We start from the raw sequence: 16,032 nt of genomic DNA, 5'->3' as shown, positions 1-16,032 counted from the left end.
GTCATTAATTACGGGTCTTGATTGATTACAGCATCAGCATCGGGTAGTTCTTTCGGGAATGTGACGGTTAATTCCGATAATTCCCTCATCGCCTTAATAACAGCCAACCGATCCGATTCATCCAATTCGTGAAACTTCAATTTATGTTTATCGCGATGCAGCCCAGCGGTGAAGTAAATCAAACCTCTGTGGCGAAATGACACACCTGATAAAAATGCGGAAACTCTGTTCGTTCTCCTTAATGCTTTGTTAAGCATTAGCCGGACGTTGGCCGTTTGAATAAGGCCGATTTTTATTTGCTCCGCTGTGAGTTCAATTGCTCTTGCAGACTTTTGCATAGCAATACCTCCGGCAAAGATGAGTTAAGCGAATATCCCCATAAGGCGGGAAAACCAGCGACGTGGTGCTCTGGGTTTCGCCATATAAGGTGTTCTCAGTCCTGGGATAAACTGCACTTCGCTAGCTTTCGGTTGGAAGTGTCGACCGTCTGGCGTTTCTAACCAACCGTGATAATGAAAACGGTGCGTTAACTGGCGTCGGTTCATTTCTTGGCCGTTTCGTAGCATTGCAGCCAGTGACGGACATTGATTAGCGGTCATAAAGTGATCTCCATCAAATGAGTAGTTGCAGGGGTAGTGCATCGCGCCCGGCGCACGTTTTTTTGTGGTACTGTTTTTACGCCGGTTCATACTGTGAGAAGGAACCCCGGCGTTATACCTACCAACCACAAAGGAAATTGAATTTATGAAAAATAAAATTGTTCCTGTTTACATTCCTGCCGAAATTGAGTGCCGATACATTGATTCCGGCAGAAATATAGGTATTCGATTCCACTACGATTTAATCCCGCCAAGCAAACTGCCTAAAGATGGAATTTTATTTACTTCATTAAATCTTGAGATGGCGAAGGATCTCGCAGCTGCTCTCCAGACTTACATTGATAATGCTTCCGAAATAAAACCAGAAAATCAGACTCATTAAGGATTTGCCCTTTGCCATGGTTTGAATAGCGAAAACTAATCCCGACCTGGTCACCATTACTATTTTTTAGTGTCGCAGTTCTAGTCATTATCTTTTCCTAGTTATCTTTAAAACCCTTTCGCAAATTGATTTATTTGAGGGAGGGCTTTAACCCTTCATCTCATGCAATCGATCAATGTAATTCGTCGCCTGTGCCTGCGCGTCAAACTTGCCGTAAGACTGATCGCCTTGGCTCACTTGGTAGCGAGTAATCAAATTTATTTTGTTCCGCTTCAGGCGGGTAATAGAGAATCCACGATAAACGCAGGTGTGTTCGCTGACTTTCACCAGCGCATGACATGGGTTGTAAACTAATTGGCTTGCAGCAGCGGATAGTTGCAATGGGCTAATCAATTCATCATCTCCACATAGCGCTCGGCTTTATAGCGGGCGTTTAAGTAAATCGCATATAGATTCACTTCACGCTTTGAGCCTTTCTTTTGCTGGATGATAGGTAAACGTCCGGTATCAGCTTGGGTGCGGATCGTGTTCTTGTTGATACCTAGTCGTTTGGCATAGTCAGCGATGGACTCAGACAACTTATCGCCAAAAGGATAATCTGGGGGCAACTCCCTGATAATTGACGTATTCACACTTCTATTCTGTTTCTTTAGCATAAGTGATACCCTCTAAGATCACGCACTTTTAAGTTGTTTAGGTCACTTACACGTGACCTTGATAAGAGGATAGTCATTTGGACGTGACCTTGTCAAGCATTTATGCGCAAAAGCTAAAAGCCATCCGCAAAGCTGAAGGGCTAACTCAGAAGTCTTTTTCCGAACAAGCAGGTATCCCACTCGGAACAATTAAGAATTATGAAACTGGTCAGGTAGAGGCTGGTTTAAAAGTTATTGAGCTTGTAGTTAACAATCCCCAATTCAAGAAATACACGATGTGGTTAATGACAGGGGATGTCGCACCAGAAATCGGCCAGATCTCACCAGATCTCTCCCCTGATGGGCCAGAAAGCACATCTGCGAACCAAAAATGCCAGAAGGTTGGTTAATTGCCTACAAAATAAAGAAATTTTGGGGTAAAGGCGGGATTTGCTACGAAAGGAACTTCTTCGATGAGTATTAAGTCACTTGGCGCTGAAGGCTACATGGTCGATGTGCGACCACAAGGCCGTGAAGGGAAGCGGATCAGGAAGAAGTTTAAAACTAAGTCTGAGGCGCAGCAATTTGAACGCTGGGCTATTGCTACACAAAATGATAAAGACTGGCTGGAAAAACCAGCAGACAACCGGCTTCTGACAGAATTAATAGCGCTGTGGTGGAAATACCAAGGCCAAACAATGAAAGCAGGTAAAAGCATATTGCAAAAATTAGAGCGCATTGATGAAGCTATGGGATTTCCCAAAGCATCGCAGGTCAACCGCGCCAGCTTTGCTGACTACCGAGCAGCACGTATTGAAAATGGAATAAAACCGGCCACAGTCAACCGCGAACAAGGGGCTTTGTCGTCGCTGTTCACTGTATTGATTGATAACGGTAACTATCACAACGAACATCCAATCATTGGTATTAATTTGATGCGCATTCATGCGCGTGAGATGGGATTTTTATCTAAAGATGAGATTAGCGCCTTACTCGATTTACTAACGGGTAAAGAACAACTGGCCGCAAAGCTATGTCTATCCACCGGCGCGAGGTGGGGCGAGGTTGTTAAGCTGACCCAAAATGATGTTATTCAGCAACGTGTGACTTTCGTTAATACCAAGAACGGCAAGAACAGAACAGTGCCAATTTCGTCGGAATTATTTAAAGAGCTGAAAGCAAAAGGTAATGGAAAGGTTTTTCCAGATGTTGATTATTTGCTGGTACGGCAGTCTCTTAAAGAGGTTGCCCCCGACTTACCAAAAGGTCAGGCAATCCATGCATTACGGCATACCTTTGCCAGCCACTTTATGATGAACGGAGGCAATATTTTGACACTGCAAAAGATACTCGGTCACTCCAATATTTTGCAAACCATGACTTATGCGCATCTTGCACCGGACTACTTGCAGGATGCAGTTAGATTTAACCCTTTGGCTACGGCCAGTAGTTCTTAAGAAATCAGAAAGTGCCAAATGATCGACTTACCGATTACAGATAAATTCAAGGGACATCTGAAACAGGTCACTAAAGAGATATTCACCAAATATCTTAGTGACAAAGGCGTTTCACTTCAGTGCGTGCAGTATGGAAAAGAAGACCCTGTAGTTTCATATGTTCCAGAGGTTGATGAAGAAATAATTACAGTGGGTATGGTTCCTCGTAGGGCTACATCAGAACGATATATTTATCTGTAGTGGTCAACAAAAATTGGCCACGACTTTAGAGTTTTTCCAGAACAATCGCTCTGATTTATTCTCAATCTAACACTCTCGCTATTCTGGATGTAATTAAATTTTAAAGTCGGCTAAGTGTCATAAACTTCTCTCAACTACTAATACTGTAGACTGAAGAGTATGTTAAACCGATGGCTAAATATTCAGTTCAGTGGTTGTTCATGAGTAAATCTAAGAATACTTTTCGTATCCTCTGAATGTGTTTTGTTGAAGATTTATTATGTTTTAATAAACAATCTATTGAAAATTATGCACATAGTCGTTAATTTGGGATTAGTTAAAATTAGGAAAAAGTAAGAAAATTTCCTATTTCCGGGCAAGGAGTTTTATGTTAAACGCAAAATTTTCAAGGAGAACATGTGCCAAGTCCTAAAGTATTTGTGTCGTCAACATGCTATGACCTCGGTATGGCAAGGGAGCAACTTCGCTCATTTTTATTGAGAATAGGCTATGACCCGATTTTAAGTGAGTATTCTGATGTGCTTTATGATCCTAGGGCACACACTCATACAAGTTGTATTCAAGAAGTGCCAAATTCCGATATCGTTGTAGTTCTTATCGGCTCTCGCTTTGGTGGGAAAGCAATACCTGATGCATTGTCAAATGTAGATTTAGAAAACCTAGTTAACACCAGTTTTGATGTAACAGTGTTGAATGATCCAGAAAAACTATCGATAACTCAATTAGAGGTATTGAAAGCTATAGATGCAGCTGTACCAGTATTTGCTTTTGTCGATGAAAAAGTGATGCATGATCATCATGTATATCAGAAGAATAAAGAACTAGTTGATAAGATCACATTCCCTTCTATCGATAAGCCCGAAACAGCAAGGTATATATTCGAATTTATCAATTTTCTTTCTCACAGGAATAAAGGAAACAGCATTATTCCGTTCGGAAAAATTGAAGATATCGAAAATCATCTCAAAAAACAGTGGGGTTTTCTCTTTCAGCGTCTTCTTCGAGAACAGAGAGAACAACAGGTCGAGAGCAGAAAGTTATTTACAATCACTGAGCAGATTGAAGACTTGAAAACAGCAATGATTTCAACTATTGGTAATGCTCAGAATAGAGAAGTTGCGCGAGGTGTAATTAAATACAGGCGACTTGCCGATTTTCTTTCTGGGATTAACTTCCCCGATTTTAATGTTGTAACAGAAGGGAATATCGGATTTGAGGAGCTACTCACTTCTGCAGGTATTGTCGCCGTTAGAGAAATACCTGATGCCAGAAACTCTTTTGGACGATCTGCATTATTGAAAAGTGATGGTACTTACTACGAAGTGCGATTCGGCCAAGAATTTTTAAATCGTATAAATATCGATTGGAACAGTTTTATAACGCTGACAACTGACATCAGGCATGTGATTTTTGATGCCATCATTGATATAGGCCGGATGGGCCCTGGGGTTGTTAGGTATAAAGATGAGGTTTTTCAAGATAGATTCAATGAGTATTTGGAGAGAGACGAAAGCAAATCTATGACATTGGAGGATTTTTTGAAGGCTGAGCCGACTGATAGTTCAAATGAAAGTTAATTAATCCAGTCACGGCAATGGTTTTTTTATTGCGGATTCGACTTCACTAAAAGCCGCACATGTTGGGGGCGCTAAGTCAGCTTTTGGCACTTAGCCAACTTTTAGATCTGGTCGTACCTTTCTGCAAAGATGGCCAAACAAAGTAAAGACTAAACCTGATAGTGATCCACAAATTGCCCAAATCACCTACGCGGGAGCAGGTTTCACCACGCAGCAGCACGCATATAAGTGACTGTTTTATATGTAAGTGATTGATTTTAAAAAAGAGTTGTAGGCCGCATTAGCGGCCTTTTTGCTATTTGAACTCAACTGAATTTAAGGTGCAGGGAAGGTAAAGCGGGTGTGGATTTCTTCCAATGCATTAAGCACCTCCTGCTCCAGAACGACATTCTGGCTATCAATATTACTTTTCAGTTGTTCCAGTGTGGTTGCACCTAACAGTGTACTGGCCACAAACGGTTGCTGGCGAACGAAAGCCAGCGCCATCTGTGCGGGGTCCAGCCCATGACGTTTTGCCAGTGCCACATATTCCGCTACCGCTAACTCGGATTGTGGCCCGGTATAACGTGTAAAACGGCTGAACAATGTATTCCGTGCGCCGGTAGGTTTTGCGCCATTAAGGTATTTGCCGCTCAGGGTGCCGAAGGCCAGGCTGGAATAAGCCAATAGCTCAATGCCTTCATGTTGGCTTATCTCGGCCAAACCAACTTCAAAGCTGCGGTTAAGCAGGCTGTAGGGGTTCTGTATTGAGACAATACGCGGTAAATCATGTTTTTCTGCCAGTTGCAGATAGCGCATCACCCCCCATGGGGTCTCATTTGATACACCGATATAACGGATTTTCCCTGCCCGCACCTGCTCGTTCAGGGCTTCCAGTGTTTCAAGCAAGGTGACCACTGCAGTATGTTCGCTGTAGCGATAATTCAATTTACCAAAACAGTTGGTTTCACGTTGTGGCCAATGTAACTGATAAATATCGAGATAATCAGTATTGAGGCGTCTAAGGCTATCTTCCAACGCGATGCGGATATTTTTCCGGTCCAGTGCCATATTGGGGCGAATCGGTTGATCGCTGCCGCGTGATGGCCCGGAGACTTTACTGGCTAAAATGATTTTGTCACGCTCACCGCGTGCTTTTATCCAGTTACCAATGTATTGCTCAGTTAACCCTTGGGTTTCTGGCCTTGGGGGCACTGGGTACATTTCTGCGGTATCGATCAAGTTAATACCGGCCGCAACGGCGTAATCCAGTTGCGCATGGGCATCGGCTTCACTATTTTGTTCACCAAATGTCATGGTGCCCAGACCCAGCAGGCTGACTTCTAATGAACTGTGGGGGATACGATGATATTGCATTGCCGACCTTCCTTAATGTCTGAAATTATCAGGCCATACCTTTGGTAGTTGGTATTGCAGCGTCGTTAGCTACGCCCACGCACCCGAATTTTCTATTTGAATAACTGCTTCAGGATGTGTTCGTTTGGCCTTACTGAAACACCAATTTTTTGGGTATAAGTAAAACTTGCCTTATTCGACTATATCGAAGCACCGCAGTTGGGGGAAGCGTGTAAGGGAAAAGTACAGAAAAAAGTGGGAAACGGGGCCGTGAACTGCTCCTGGAAGGTGTTGAACCCGCTATCTTGCAAGTGTATTGCTCGGCCCATCCTTGGGCCTCTCTATTGCAAGCAGCCTTCTCGCACCTTTAAATCTATTGAGTAGATGTTTTTTTATCAGTTGGCTTACTCTTTTTTCCGCGCATCAAATTCAGGGTTTCAACCCCCATTGAGAAGAACATAGCGAAGTAAATGTAGCCTTTTGGAATGTGGATCTGGAAACTTTCCAACATCAGCGTGAAACCGACCAATATCAGGAAAGAGAGCGCCAGCATTTTGACTGATGGATGGCGATTAACAAACTCACCAATTGGTCTGGCAGCAAACATCATCACGCCGACAGAAATAACCACGGCAGCCATCATAATAAACAGATGATCTGACAGCCCAACTGCTGTTATCACTGAATCCAGACTAAAGATGATATCCAACAGCATAATTTGCACGATAGCCGCAAAGAAAGAACTGACATTACTGGTGTGTTCAGTATCGCTCCCCTCAATGGTTTCATGAATTTCCTTGCTGGCTTTCCAGATAAGGAACAGCCCCCCTAACAACAGGATCAAGTCCCGCATAGAGACACCGTGGCCTGCCACTGTAAACAGAGGTTCGGTCAGGCGGATAACCCAGGCAATAGAAGCAAGTAATGCGAGACGCATTAACATGGCCCCAGCCAAGCCAATACGGCGGGCTCTGTTTTGTTGCGCTTTAGGTAATTTTGCGACCACCAAAGAGAGGAAAATAATATTGTCTATCCCAAGAACAATCTCCAGGATAGTCAGCGTGCCTAGCGCCAACCAGGCATTTGGATCGGCAACCCATTCAAACATTGCGCCTATACACCTTACGGAAACACAAAAATACAATTATACGCTTTTATTTATTAATCGGAACAGAGTCAAAGTAATTGGTGTTGTAGTAGGGAGTCTAGCGCACTGGTTACAACAAGAAATGACGGGCCAGCATCGGGCCAGTAAAGGTCTTTTTCAGATAAAAACCACGGGGTAGTGTCATGATCGGTTGCCCTTTTTCACCGATGGCTTCAGTTAACGCACGGCTATTGGCGGCCTTCGGGCGCAATTGGAGTACCTCACCGTGGCGAGCGGTGATGGTTTCTACTTTGCCAAGAACGATAAGGTCCATTAACTCTTCCCAGTCACGCCGCAGTAGTTCTTCTTCTTGCGCATTCGGGCTCCATAATAAAGGCGCGCCGACTCTACGTTCCGCGAGCGGGATCTGCCGCTCTCCTTCTACGGGTACCCACAATACTCGGGCCAGTTTATGCCGCACATGACTGCTTTCCCAAGTGATGCCACTGTTGCCGGTCAGGGGGGCGACACAAACAAAGGTGGTCTCCAATGGTTTGCCCTGAGCGCTGATAGGTATGGTTTTCAGCTCAATGCCGATGTCGGCAAAGTCCTGTTCAGGTTTACTGCCAGCACTGGCCCCCAAATAAAACTCCAGCAACATACCAACCCAACCTTTTACCCTCTTTAAGTCCGCCGGAATAACCCATTGAGCACGCGCTGCCAATTCGCCAAGGGTAAAACCTGACAAAGCTTGAGCACGTTGAAAAAGTTGATGTTCATCAGTGGGTGGTGCCGGTGGCAGTGAATAAACAGACATGGGGATAAACCTGCTAAAGTCGGTTAAAAAACAAGCTGAATTAAAAGTGACGCTAGATGTATTGTTATGCATTGTGGATGGAATGAATAATAGCATGATTTAACGGAAGTTTTCTTTCCTCCCACGGATGAAATACTTTTATTCTGATTATCTTGTGCACCTACTGACAGCGATAATGAACAGGATCTTACACCTATTTATCCACAGATTTATGGGATAACCCCAATAAATCCCGATCACTGGTTCAATTTACAGCCTTGACGACGGCTTTTTTTGCGAGTTTTACTCTTTTTTGCATAACTTTGACGCATTATCTGTGGATAAAAACTACATTGATGGATCTTTAGCCAGCTACAGATCCAAAACGGAGATAGATCACATATTACTGCCGTGAAAACCTGTGGGAAACCTGTTATTTTATTGAAATTAATCATTTATTTTTTTAGATATTTTTGTCGTATTATTCCGTTAAAATGAGTTGTACCTACTTTTCCCTAGAGTTCTACACACCTATATCCACAGAAAAAGTGAATAAAATGTCGTGCGTAGCCCTGAGGGTGTTCATAACTTTGCTTATATCTGTGAGTTATCCCCGAGTTATCAGGTTTAGCTGGCTGATAAGCAGTGGTTTACCGCCTGTTGCTAGTGTGAAACAATCAGAGCATCTTTGAGTTTTAAGCTTATCGAGGTAGTCCGGTGATCGATGATGATGGCTACCGCCCGAACGTGGGTATCGTAATTTGTAATCGGCAGGGAGAAGTGTTGTGGGCCAGGCGTTACGGTCAGCACTCTTGGCAGTTCCCACAAGGGGGAATAAACCCCGGTGAAACACCAGAGCAGGCAATGTATCGCGAACTTTTTGAAGAGGTAGGACTTAACAAAAAGGATGTCCGAATTCTGGCTTCAACCCGTAACTGGTTACGTTACAAATTACCAAAGCGTTTGGTGCGTTGGGATACAAAGCCGGTGTGCATCGGCCAAAAACAACGATGGTTTCTACTACAGTTAATGTGTAATGAAGCCGATATCAACATGCAACGTAGCAGTACCCCGGAGTTTGATGGCTGGCGCTGGGTCAGTTATTGGTATCCGGTGCGTCAGGTGGTCTCTTTTAAACGTGATGTTTATCGTCGTGTGATGAAAGAATTTGCTGCAACCGTAATGCCTGTGCAGGAGGTTATTCCACCACGGGTACCGCCCGCTTATCGCCGTAAAAGAGGTTAAGTTAAGCCGATCATGCTCATGCGTTTGCGAGAAATAGTTGAGAAAGTGGCGATGGCAACCAGCCTGACGGATGCGTTAGAGCTGTTGGTCAATGAAACCTGTCTGGCGATGGACACGGAAGTCTGCTCGATATATCTGGCAGATAATGACCGCCGTTGTTACTACCTGATGGCGACACGGGGTTTGAAAAAGCCCCGTGGTCGCACCATTACGCTGGCTTTTGACGAAGGTATCGTCGGGCTGGTGGGGCGTTTGGCCGAACCCATTAACCTGGCCGATGCTCAGAGTCATCCCAGTTTTAAATATGTACCACAAGTTAAAGAGGATCGCTTCCGGGCGTTTCTCGGGGTACCTATTATTTATCGTCGACAGTTGCTGGGTGTATTGGTGGTACAGCAGCGCGAGCATCGCCAGTTTGATGAGAGCGAAGAGTCGTTCATGGTTACGCTGGCCACACAACTGGCGGGGATCCTCTCCCAATCGCAACTGAATGCGATTTTTGGCCAATATCGTCAAACACGAATCCGCGCGCTGGCGGCGGCTCCTGGCGTGGCAGTGGCGGAAGGTTGGCAGGATACTTCACAACCGTCCCTTGATTTGGTTTATGAGGCCTCAACGCTCGATACTGTTCAGGAGCGTGAACGCCTGACTCAGGCATTGGAAGAGGCTGCGGCAGAATTCCGTCGCTTCAGTAAGCGTTTTGCTGCCAGCTCACAAAAAGAGAGCGCGGCAATTTTCGATCTCTATTCGCACCTGTTAAATGATGCTCGCCTGAAGCGTGAGCTTTTCGCGCAAATTGACGCCGGTTCGGTGGCTGAATGGGCCGTTAAACAAGTGGTTGAACAATTTGCCGCCCAATTTGCCAGCCTGCAAGACACCTATATGCGTGAGCGAGCCAGTGACCTGCGGGCATTAGGTCAGCGCTTGTTGTTCCACCTCGATGATAGCACCTCTGGGGCCAGCCAATGGCCTGAGCGTTTTATCCTGGTTGCCGATGAGTTAACCGCCACTCTATTAGCCGAGGTGCCACAAGATCGTCTGGCGGGGGTGGTGGTGCGTGATGGTGCCGCTAACTCGCATGCCGCGATTTTAGTGCGCGCCATGGGCATCCCAACGGTGATGGGCGCTGATATCCAGCCTGCTTTGCTGAACCAGCGGCTATTGATTGTTGATGGCTACCGTGGTGAGGTGCTGGTTGATCCCGAACCGGTACTGGTCAAAGAGTATCAGCGGCTGGTTACTGAAGAGATTGAGCTCAGCAAGCTGGCTGAAGACGATGTCGAACAACCTGCGGCCCTGAAAAGTGGTGAGCGGATTCAGGTGATGCTGAATGCGGGTCTTAGCCCGGAACATGAGCAATTGCTGGGTGGGCGGGTTGATGGTGTTGGTCTATACCGCACTGAAATCCCTTTTATGTTGCAAAGCGGCTTCCCATCGGAAGAGGAACAAGTTGCGCAATATCAAGGCATGTTACAGCTTTATCCCAACAAACCCGTCACGTTACGTACCTTGGATATCGGTGCCGATAAACAGTTGCCCTACATGCCCATCAGCGAAGAAAACCCATGCCTGGGTTGGCGCGGGATCCGTGTAACGCTCGATCAGCCAGAGATCTTCTTGATCCAGGTTCGAGCGATGCTGCGTGCCAATGCCGGAACCGGTAATTTGGGTATTCTATTGCCAATGATCACCAGCCTGGAAGAAGTCGATGAAGCTAAACGCCTGATCGATCGTGCTGGGCGTGAGGTTCAAGAAGTCTTGGGCTATAAATTGCCACAGCCTAAATTGGGGGTAATGATAGAAGTACCCGCGATGATCTTTATGCTGCCCTACCTCAAGTCGCGAGTAGATTTTATCTCAGTTGGCACCAATGATCTGACCCAATATTTGCTGGCAGTAGATCGCAATAATACTCGCGTTGCGTCGCTGTATGACAGCCTGCATCCGGCGATGCTACAGGTGCTTAGCCATATTTTGACGCAGGCGACACAAGCGGGTTTGCAGGTGAGCCTTTGTGGTGAAATGGCGGGTGACCCGATGGGCGCATTGTTGCTGGTCGGGCTGGGTTATCGCAATCTCAGTATGAACGGTCGCAGTGTGGCACGAATTAAATACCTGCTGCGCAATATCGATTTAGCAGATGCGGCAGCATTGGCCGAACGAGTATTGAGCGCCCAAATGACCACTGATGTGCGTCATTTAACAGCCGCGTTTATGGAACGCAGGGGCTTAGGCGGCTTGATCCGCGGCGGGAAGTAAGCGTATCCCGTTGGCGCTATAGCGTTGTTAGTGCCAGTCACTGGCGACTATTCCAAGGCTTTTTGGTTTGTTTGCGAGTGACATTCACTTTCTGGGGTTGTGTTGTTTACAGAACTTTTCTGTTTGGTGCAGCCCAGACCGGCCTAAGCCTATGCTATTATGCGCAACCTGTAGCCCTAACCGGGCAAGAACATTAATTTTCTCAAAATATGAGACATTTCGTGGTGATAGATGAGCAATAGCTATCTGGCGTTTCCTAAATTTGATCCGGTCATTTTTTCCATTGGCCCGGTTTCCCTTCATTGGTACGGTTTAATGTATCTGGTGGGTTTTGTCTTCGCCATGTGGTTGGCGGTTCGTCGGGCAAATAAACCGGGTAGTGGCTGGACCAAAGAAGAAGTCGAAAACCTGCTGTATGCGGGGTTCCTCGGGGTATTTGTCGGTGGCCGTGTCGGTTATGTGCTGTTTTATAACCTGCCGATGTTCCTCGATAATCCACTGTACCTGTTTAAGGTATGGGATGGCGGTATGTCATTCCATGGCGGTTTGATTGGTGTCATCTGCGTGATGTTGTGGTTTGCCCGCCGCACTAAACGCAATTTCTTCCAGGTCGCTGACTTTATTGCTCCCCTTATTCCATTTGGTTTAGGCGCGGGCCGGCTCGGTAATTTTATCAACGGCGAGTTGTGGGGCCGTGTGACTACCGATACCCCGTGGGCGATGTTATTCCCAACCTCTCGTGGCGAAGATATCGCCATCGTTGCTGCTGACCCGGCGAAATGGCAGGCGATATTCAATCAATACGGTGTACTGCCGCGTCATCCTTCGCAACTGTATGAAATGATTCTTGAAGGGGTGGTGTTATTTATCATCCTGAACCTATTTATCCGTAAGCCGCGTCCTATGGGCAGTGTTTCTGGCCTATTCCTGATTGGTTATGGTGCGTTCCGTATTATTGTGGAGTGTTTCCGCCAGCCAGATGCTCAACTCGGCTTGTTCGATGGCGTGATCAGCATGGGGCAGATACTCTCTGTACCTATGATTCTGGCCGGTATCATTATGATGATTTGGGCGTATCGCCGTCCTGCGCAACAACTTTCGTGAGGTAACATGAAACAGTATCTGGATTTGATGAAAAAAGTTCTGGAAGAAGGCACTCCAAAAGCTGACCGTACCGGTACCGGTACTGTGTCGATTTTCGGGCATCAGATGCGTTTCAATTTACAAGACGGTTTCCCACTGGTAACCACTAAGCGCTGCCATTTGCGCTCCATCATCCATGAGCTGTTATGGTTCCTCAATGGCGATACTAATATTGGCTATTTGAAGGAAAATAATGTCTCAATCTGGGATGAATGGGCTGACGAAAACGGCGACCTTGGCCCGGTTTATGGCAAGCAATGGCGGGCTTGGGGGGCTGCAGATGGTCGTAAGATTGACCAACTCAGCAACGTGGTAAAACAGCTTAAGCAGGATCCCGATTCACGCCGTATCATCGTCTCAGCATGGAATGTGGGTGAACTGGAGCAAATGGCACTGGCGCCGTGCCATGCTTTCTTCCAGTTCTACGTGGCAGATGGCAAGCTTTCTTGTCAACTGTATCAGCGTTCTTGTGATGTATTCCTCGGCTTGCCATTTAACATTGCCAGCTATGCTTTACTGGTACATATGATGGCGCAGCAATGCGATTTGGAAGTGGGTGATTTTGTCTGGACAGGGGGGGATACACACTTGTACAGCAACCATATTGAGCAGACAAATCTGCAATTAAGCCGTGAGCCACGTGCATTGCCGAAACTGATTATCAAACGGAAACCTGACTCTTTGTTTGATTACCGTTTTGAGGATTTTGAAATTGAGGGGTACGATCCTCACCCAGGAATTAAAGCGCCGATTGCTATCTAATCTTTAGACCGGAGCCGCAATGGCTCCGGTTTTATACCCGTCACCTTTCAAGTTTCAGGGGGCTGCTCCTGTTTACTCGGTCCATTCCCATTCCCATTCCCATTCCCATATCCAGCTCTTGCCTCTGCTTGTTGCCTCCCTGCATCTGGAAAGCTATTGGGTATATTTTCGTCAAACCCTTTTCTTTGCTACCAGCATCCTTCCTGCAATAAAAATGCGAGCTGCGCCGCACTCTTTTCTGCATTTATGTCGTCGTAGATAAAATTTTGCGCACCGTTTCCAGCCCTGATAATTCGTCACTCGACCTCAAATTTCAGCCACGTAAACTTACGCCATGGACACCAATATAAGATTAACGAAAACTTACCTGACTCGTAGGAATTCTCTTAAAAAACAAAAAGGTATCAGCCTGATTGAATTGCTGCTGGTGATTGTATTAGTGGGTATAACAGCACTTTGGGGGGCGCAAAGTTGGCATCATTACCGGCAGCGGGAACGGCTCGCAGACAGTGCTCGTCAGTTACTCGCCTTCTTAACACACTTACAAGCACAGGCTAATCGTCGCAATGACACAGAATTGCTGTGGATACAGCAGAATGGCCAGGGGTGCCTGGGAAGTGGTGATAAACCTACGGCTCGCTGTTCGGCACTTACCGACGGCGTGTTTATTCCACCTTACCCAGATGTCGCTATTGCGACTTCATTGCAAAAAGAGATGGGCTTCTTTGGTGTGAGGAATACGGCACAGGCAGGAAATATCATGCTCAGTAACCCGGCAGGGTCTATCCGGTTAGTTATTTCCAGTCGAGGGCGCTTAAGACTGTGTAGTGAGGGCCAGCCAATGTCAGGTATTCATATATGCTAATAATGGTCAAAAATATGCCAGCATCGGTCTGTTCTGGGCGGAAACGTATAACAGGTTTTACGCTACCGGAAATGATGTTGGCATTGAGCATTGGTAGTTTGATTATGCTTGGTGCCGCAGAGGTTTTCCCTAAGCTACGCAAACAAATATCAATTTTGCAGCAGCGCTATTATCTGGAGTTGGCACTGAGTCAGGTTATGGTTGTGCTAGAAAAAGATCTGCGGCGTGCAGGATTTTGCCATGGCGAGTGTCAGGGAAAAGCGGTTACAACCCATCATTATCCCGCAGAAGCGACAAATTCGTGTCTGATAGTTGCTTACGATCTCAATCGAAATGGTCGATGGGAAGGGGAGAAACATCAGGAGTCCGAATACTTTGGCTACCGCCTGCGTAATAAAGCATTAGAGGTCCAACGTGGTGAACTGAATTGCGCTGGCAGTGGGTGGGAAAAGCTGCTTGATCCACAAGAGATAACGATAACCCATTTTTCTATTAGTCGGTTACCTCAGCAAACATCAAATCAGGTTTATCGGGTGCAATTAGCGGGGCAAAAAACAGGTAATCCGGTAATCCATCATCAGCTTACTTATACGATACGCGGGAACAATCTATGAAGCTGAATCATCAACGGGGGACCAGTACATTGGCAGCCGTCGCTACACTTTTCGCTCTTGGTTTATTTCTGCTGTCAGCACTACACCGTCAATTGGATAATATTCAACAGATTACATCTGAAGAACAGCACTATTTACGTGCTTTTAATCAGGCAACATCATCACTGAACTGGGGGATACGTCAGGATTGGTCGTTCAGTTTGCCATGGCGGACAGGTTCAACATGGTATTGCATTCAGCAGCAGCAATATGGCTTAAAGGCCTGTGTTAAACCAGCATCACTAAGCGGTTTTTTTATTCTCAGAGGGGAGAGTTACCTCCTCGGTTCACAGCCACCCTTGATGCTATATCAACGGGTCATGCTGAATATTGGCAAAGGGTCTGTGGGTCACTATCAACTGGTTAAGGCAGCTCATGGCTGGTTGGATTTCTGTCCTGATAAGGATGCACAGTTTTGCGATTACTAAAATGCTGCAATAGGTGCTTGTTGATGAAACGGAGTGACCAATGCGATCCTCGCAACCAACGAGGGTTTAGCCTGCCTGAAGCCTTAATTGCGGCACTGTTTTTCTCTGTCTCGTTACTGGGGTTGTTGCAATACCATCAGACTCTTTTACAGGGTTTCTCTTCTGTGTGGCAACAGCGTCAGGCTTGGTTTCTGCTTCATCAACATATTGACAGTGCAGGGGAGGCTAGACCTGATAGGGGATTCATATCGGGAATGAAACCTAACTGGTTATATCGTCAGTCCATTAGCCGAATTGAAGGGGAATGCGCCGAGCTTAATTTCACTCTTGCGGTACGGAAAAACCTGTCAGCAGAGTTAACCCGTTGGTTTTGCTCTACGAATGGAAGTGGCTAACGGCATAGTTATCCCCCATAGATACGACGTTGCTGAGGCGGCAAACAAGGGGATCCTGATTGATGAACCGCCGAGGTATACAGATGAGCGACTATATCGGTCTTATAATAGAGATAACCTATTGCGCTCATTCATTATCAAGTTAGAGTATTAAGCCTCAGGATTTACCCACAA

General features: G+C 46.1%; 20 protein-coding genes. 13 read left to right on the top strand and 7 right to left on the bottom strand.

What is annotated here, in order from left to right; translation table 11 throughout:
- Window positions 1–8: 8 nt before the first annotated feature.
- Both Q2T72_RS17455 and Q2T72_RS17450 read right to left on the bottom strand, forming a co-directional pair.
- The gene (locus Q2T72_RS17455; RefSeq protein ID WP_145567543.1) at window positions 9–338 is read right to left on the bottom strand and encodes a DUF5347 family protein; all 330 of its coding nucleotides are present in this window, start codon (window positions 336–338) and stop codon (window positions 9–11) included.
- A gap of 24 nt (window positions 339–362) precedes the next feature.
- Window positions 363–599: a phage filamentation protein Fil family protein gene (locus Q2T72_RS17450; RefSeq protein WP_050873239.1), complete on the bottom strand. Its 237-nt coding sequence runs from the start codon at window positions 597–599 to the stop codon at window positions 363–365.
- Window positions 600–744: 145 nt separating this feature from the next.
- Here Q2T72_RS17450 and Q2T72_RS17445 point away from each other — a divergent pair, with 145 nt between their 5' ends.
- Complete coding sequence (locus tag Q2T72_RS17445) at window positions 745–981, top strand: hypothetical protein (RefSeq protein WP_053008867.1); 237 nt, start codon at window positions 745–747, stop codon at window positions 979–981.
- A gap of 147 nt (window positions 982–1,128) precedes the next feature.
- Here the strand turns inward: Q2T72_RS17445 and Q2T72_RS17440 are convergent, their stop codons facing one another.
- Together Q2T72_RS17440 and Q2T72_RS17435 are read right to left on the bottom strand one after the other, a co-directional pair.
- A complete protein-coding gene (locus Q2T72_RS17440; RefSeq protein ID WP_372569548.1) occupies window positions 1,129–1,374 on the bottom strand; it encodes a hypothetical protein in 246 nt (81 codons plus the stop codon).
- Complete coding sequence (locus tag Q2T72_RS17435; protein ID WP_372569547.1) at window positions 1,371–1,637, bottom strand: DNA-binding protein; 267 nt, start codon at window positions 1,635–1,637, stop codon at window positions 1,371–1,373. The genes Q2T72_RS17440 and Q2T72_RS17435 overlap by 4 nt, the downstream gene beginning before the upstream one ends.
- An 89-nt stretch (window positions 1,638–1,726) precedes the next feature.
- Here Q2T72_RS17435 and Q2T72_RS17430 point away from each other — a divergent pair, with 89 nt between their 5' ends.
- The 4 genes from Q2T72_RS17430 to Q2T72_RS17415 all read left to right on the top strand — a co-directional run bounded on the left by Q2T72_RS17430 (window position 1,727) and on the right by Q2T72_RS17415 (window position 4,890).
- The gene (locus tag Q2T72_RS17430) at window positions 1,727–2,026 is read left to right on the top strand and encodes a helix-turn-helix domain-containing protein (protein WP_372569912.1); all 300 of its coding nucleotides are present in this window, start codon (window positions 1,727–1,729) and stop codon (window positions 2,024–2,026) included.
- A 63-nt stretch (window positions 2,027–2,089) separates the two neighbouring features.
- Complete coding sequence (locus tag Q2T72_RS17425) at window positions 2,090–3,073, top strand: tyrosine-type recombinase/integrase (RefSeq protein WP_372569546.1); 984 nt, start codon at window positions 2,090–2,092, stop codon at window positions 3,071–3,073.
- Between the two features lie 18 nt (window positions 3,074–3,091).
- Window positions 3,092–3,313, top strand: coding sequence for a hypothetical protein (locus Q2T72_RS17420; protein WP_372569545.1), 222 nt, complete (start codon window positions 3,092–3,094; stop codon window positions 3,311–3,313).
- A 398-nt stretch (window positions 3,314–3,711) separates the two neighbouring features.
- The gene (locus Q2T72_RS17415) at window positions 3,712–4,890 is read left to right on the top strand and encodes a DUF4062 domain-containing protein (protein ID WP_372569544.1); all 1,179 of its coding nucleotides are present in this window, start codon (window positions 3,712–3,714) and stop codon (window positions 4,888–4,890) included.
- Between the two features lie 315 nt (window positions 4,891–5,205).
- On the opposite strand, the gene Q2T72_RS17410 is transcribed toward Q2T72_RS17415, so the two are convergent.
- From Q2T72_RS17410 to mutH, 3 genes are all read right to left on the bottom strand, one after another.
- On the bottom strand, window positions 5,206–6,246 hold the full coding sequence (locus Q2T72_RS17410; protein WP_372559792.1) for an NADP(H)-dependent aldo-keto reductase: 1,041 nt from the start codon (window positions 6,244–6,246) through the stop codon (window positions 5,206–5,208).
- Between the two features lie 352 nt (window positions 6,247–6,598).
- On the bottom strand, window positions 6,599–7,333 hold the full coding sequence (locus Q2T72_RS17405; RefSeq protein ID WP_083162858.1) for a TerC family protein: 735 nt from the start codon (window positions 7,331–7,333) through the stop codon (window positions 6,599–6,601).
- A 109-nt stretch (window positions 7,334–7,442) separates the two neighbouring features.
- Window positions 7,443–8,129, bottom strand: coding sequence for a DNA mismatch repair endonuclease MutH (gene mutH / locus Q2T72_RS17400; RefSeq protein ID WP_050073625.1), 687 nt, complete (start codon window positions 8,127–8,129; stop codon window positions 7,443–7,445).
- A 696-nt stretch (window positions 8,130–8,825) separates the two neighbouring features.
- Between mutH and rppH the strand changes: the two genes are divergently transcribed.
- The 8 genes from rppH to Q2T72_RS17360 all read left to right on the top strand — a co-directional run bounded on the left by rppH (window position 8,826) and on the right by Q2T72_RS17360 (window position 15,858).
- Window positions 8,826–9,353 carry an RNA pyrophosphohydrolase gene (gene rppH, locus Q2T72_RS17395; RefSeq protein WP_083162862.1) on the top strand — a complete coding sequence of 176 codons (528 nt, stop codon included), beginning with the start codon at window positions 8,826–8,828 and terminating at the stop codon, window positions 9,351–9,353.
- Between the two features lie 12 nt (window positions 9,354–9,365).
- Window positions 9,366–11,612: a phosphoenolpyruvate--protein phosphotransferase gene (gene ptsP, locus Q2T72_RS17390; RefSeq protein WP_083162864.1), complete on the top strand. Its 2,247-nt coding sequence runs from the start codon at window positions 9,366–9,368 to the stop codon at window positions 11,610–11,612.
- Between the two features lie 231 nt (window positions 11,613–11,843).
- On the top strand, window positions 11,844–12,716 hold the full coding sequence (gene lgt / locus Q2T72_RS17385) for a prolipoprotein diacylglyceryl transferase (protein ID WP_083162866.1): 873 nt from the start codon (window positions 11,844–11,846) through the stop codon (window positions 12,714–12,716).
- Between the two features lie 6 nt (window positions 12,717–12,722).
- On the top strand, window positions 12,723–13,517 hold the full coding sequence (gene thyA / locus Q2T72_RS17380) for a thymidylate synthase (RefSeq protein ID WP_083162868.1): 795 nt from the start codon (window positions 12,723–12,725) through the stop codon (window positions 13,515–13,517).
- Window positions 13,518–13,851: 334 nt separating this feature from the next.
- Window positions 13,852–14,382, top strand: a complete 531-nt coding sequence (locus tag Q2T72_RS17375) for a prepilin peptidase-dependent protein (RefSeq protein WP_083162872.1) — start codon at window positions 13,852–13,854, stop codon at window positions 14,380–14,382.
- A complete protein-coding gene (locus Q2T72_RS17370) occupies window positions 14,376–14,996 on the top strand; it encodes a prepilin peptidase-dependent protein (RefSeq protein WP_193784789.1) in 621 nt (206 codons plus the stop codon). Before Q2T72_RS17375 ends, Q2T72_RS17370 begins: the two co-directional genes overlap by 7 nt.
- Complete coding sequence (locus Q2T72_RS17365) at window positions 14,993–15,463, top strand: YgdB family protein (RefSeq protein WP_083162874.1); 471 nt, start codon at window positions 14,993–14,995, stop codon at window positions 15,461–15,463. The genes Q2T72_RS17370 and Q2T72_RS17365 overlap by 4 nt, the downstream gene beginning before the upstream one ends.
- A gap of 23 nt (window positions 15,464–15,486) precedes the next feature.
- On the top strand, window positions 15,487–15,858 hold the full coding sequence (locus Q2T72_RS17360) for a prepilin-type N-terminal cleavage/methylation domain-containing protein (RefSeq protein ID WP_083162876.1): 372 nt from the start codon (window positions 15,487–15,489) through the stop codon (window positions 15,856–15,858).
- Window positions 15,859–16,032 lie beyond the last annotated feature (174 nt).

Source organism: Yersinia sp. 2466 StPb PI (assembly GCF_041538325.1).
Classification (GTDB): Bacteria; Pseudomonadota; Gammaproteobacteria; order Enterobacterales; family Enterobacteriaceae; genus Yersinia; species Yersinia enterocolitica_E.
The sequence above is the reverse complement of the archived record's forward strand: the minus strand, read 5'-3'. Positions and strand labels throughout refer to the sequence as shown.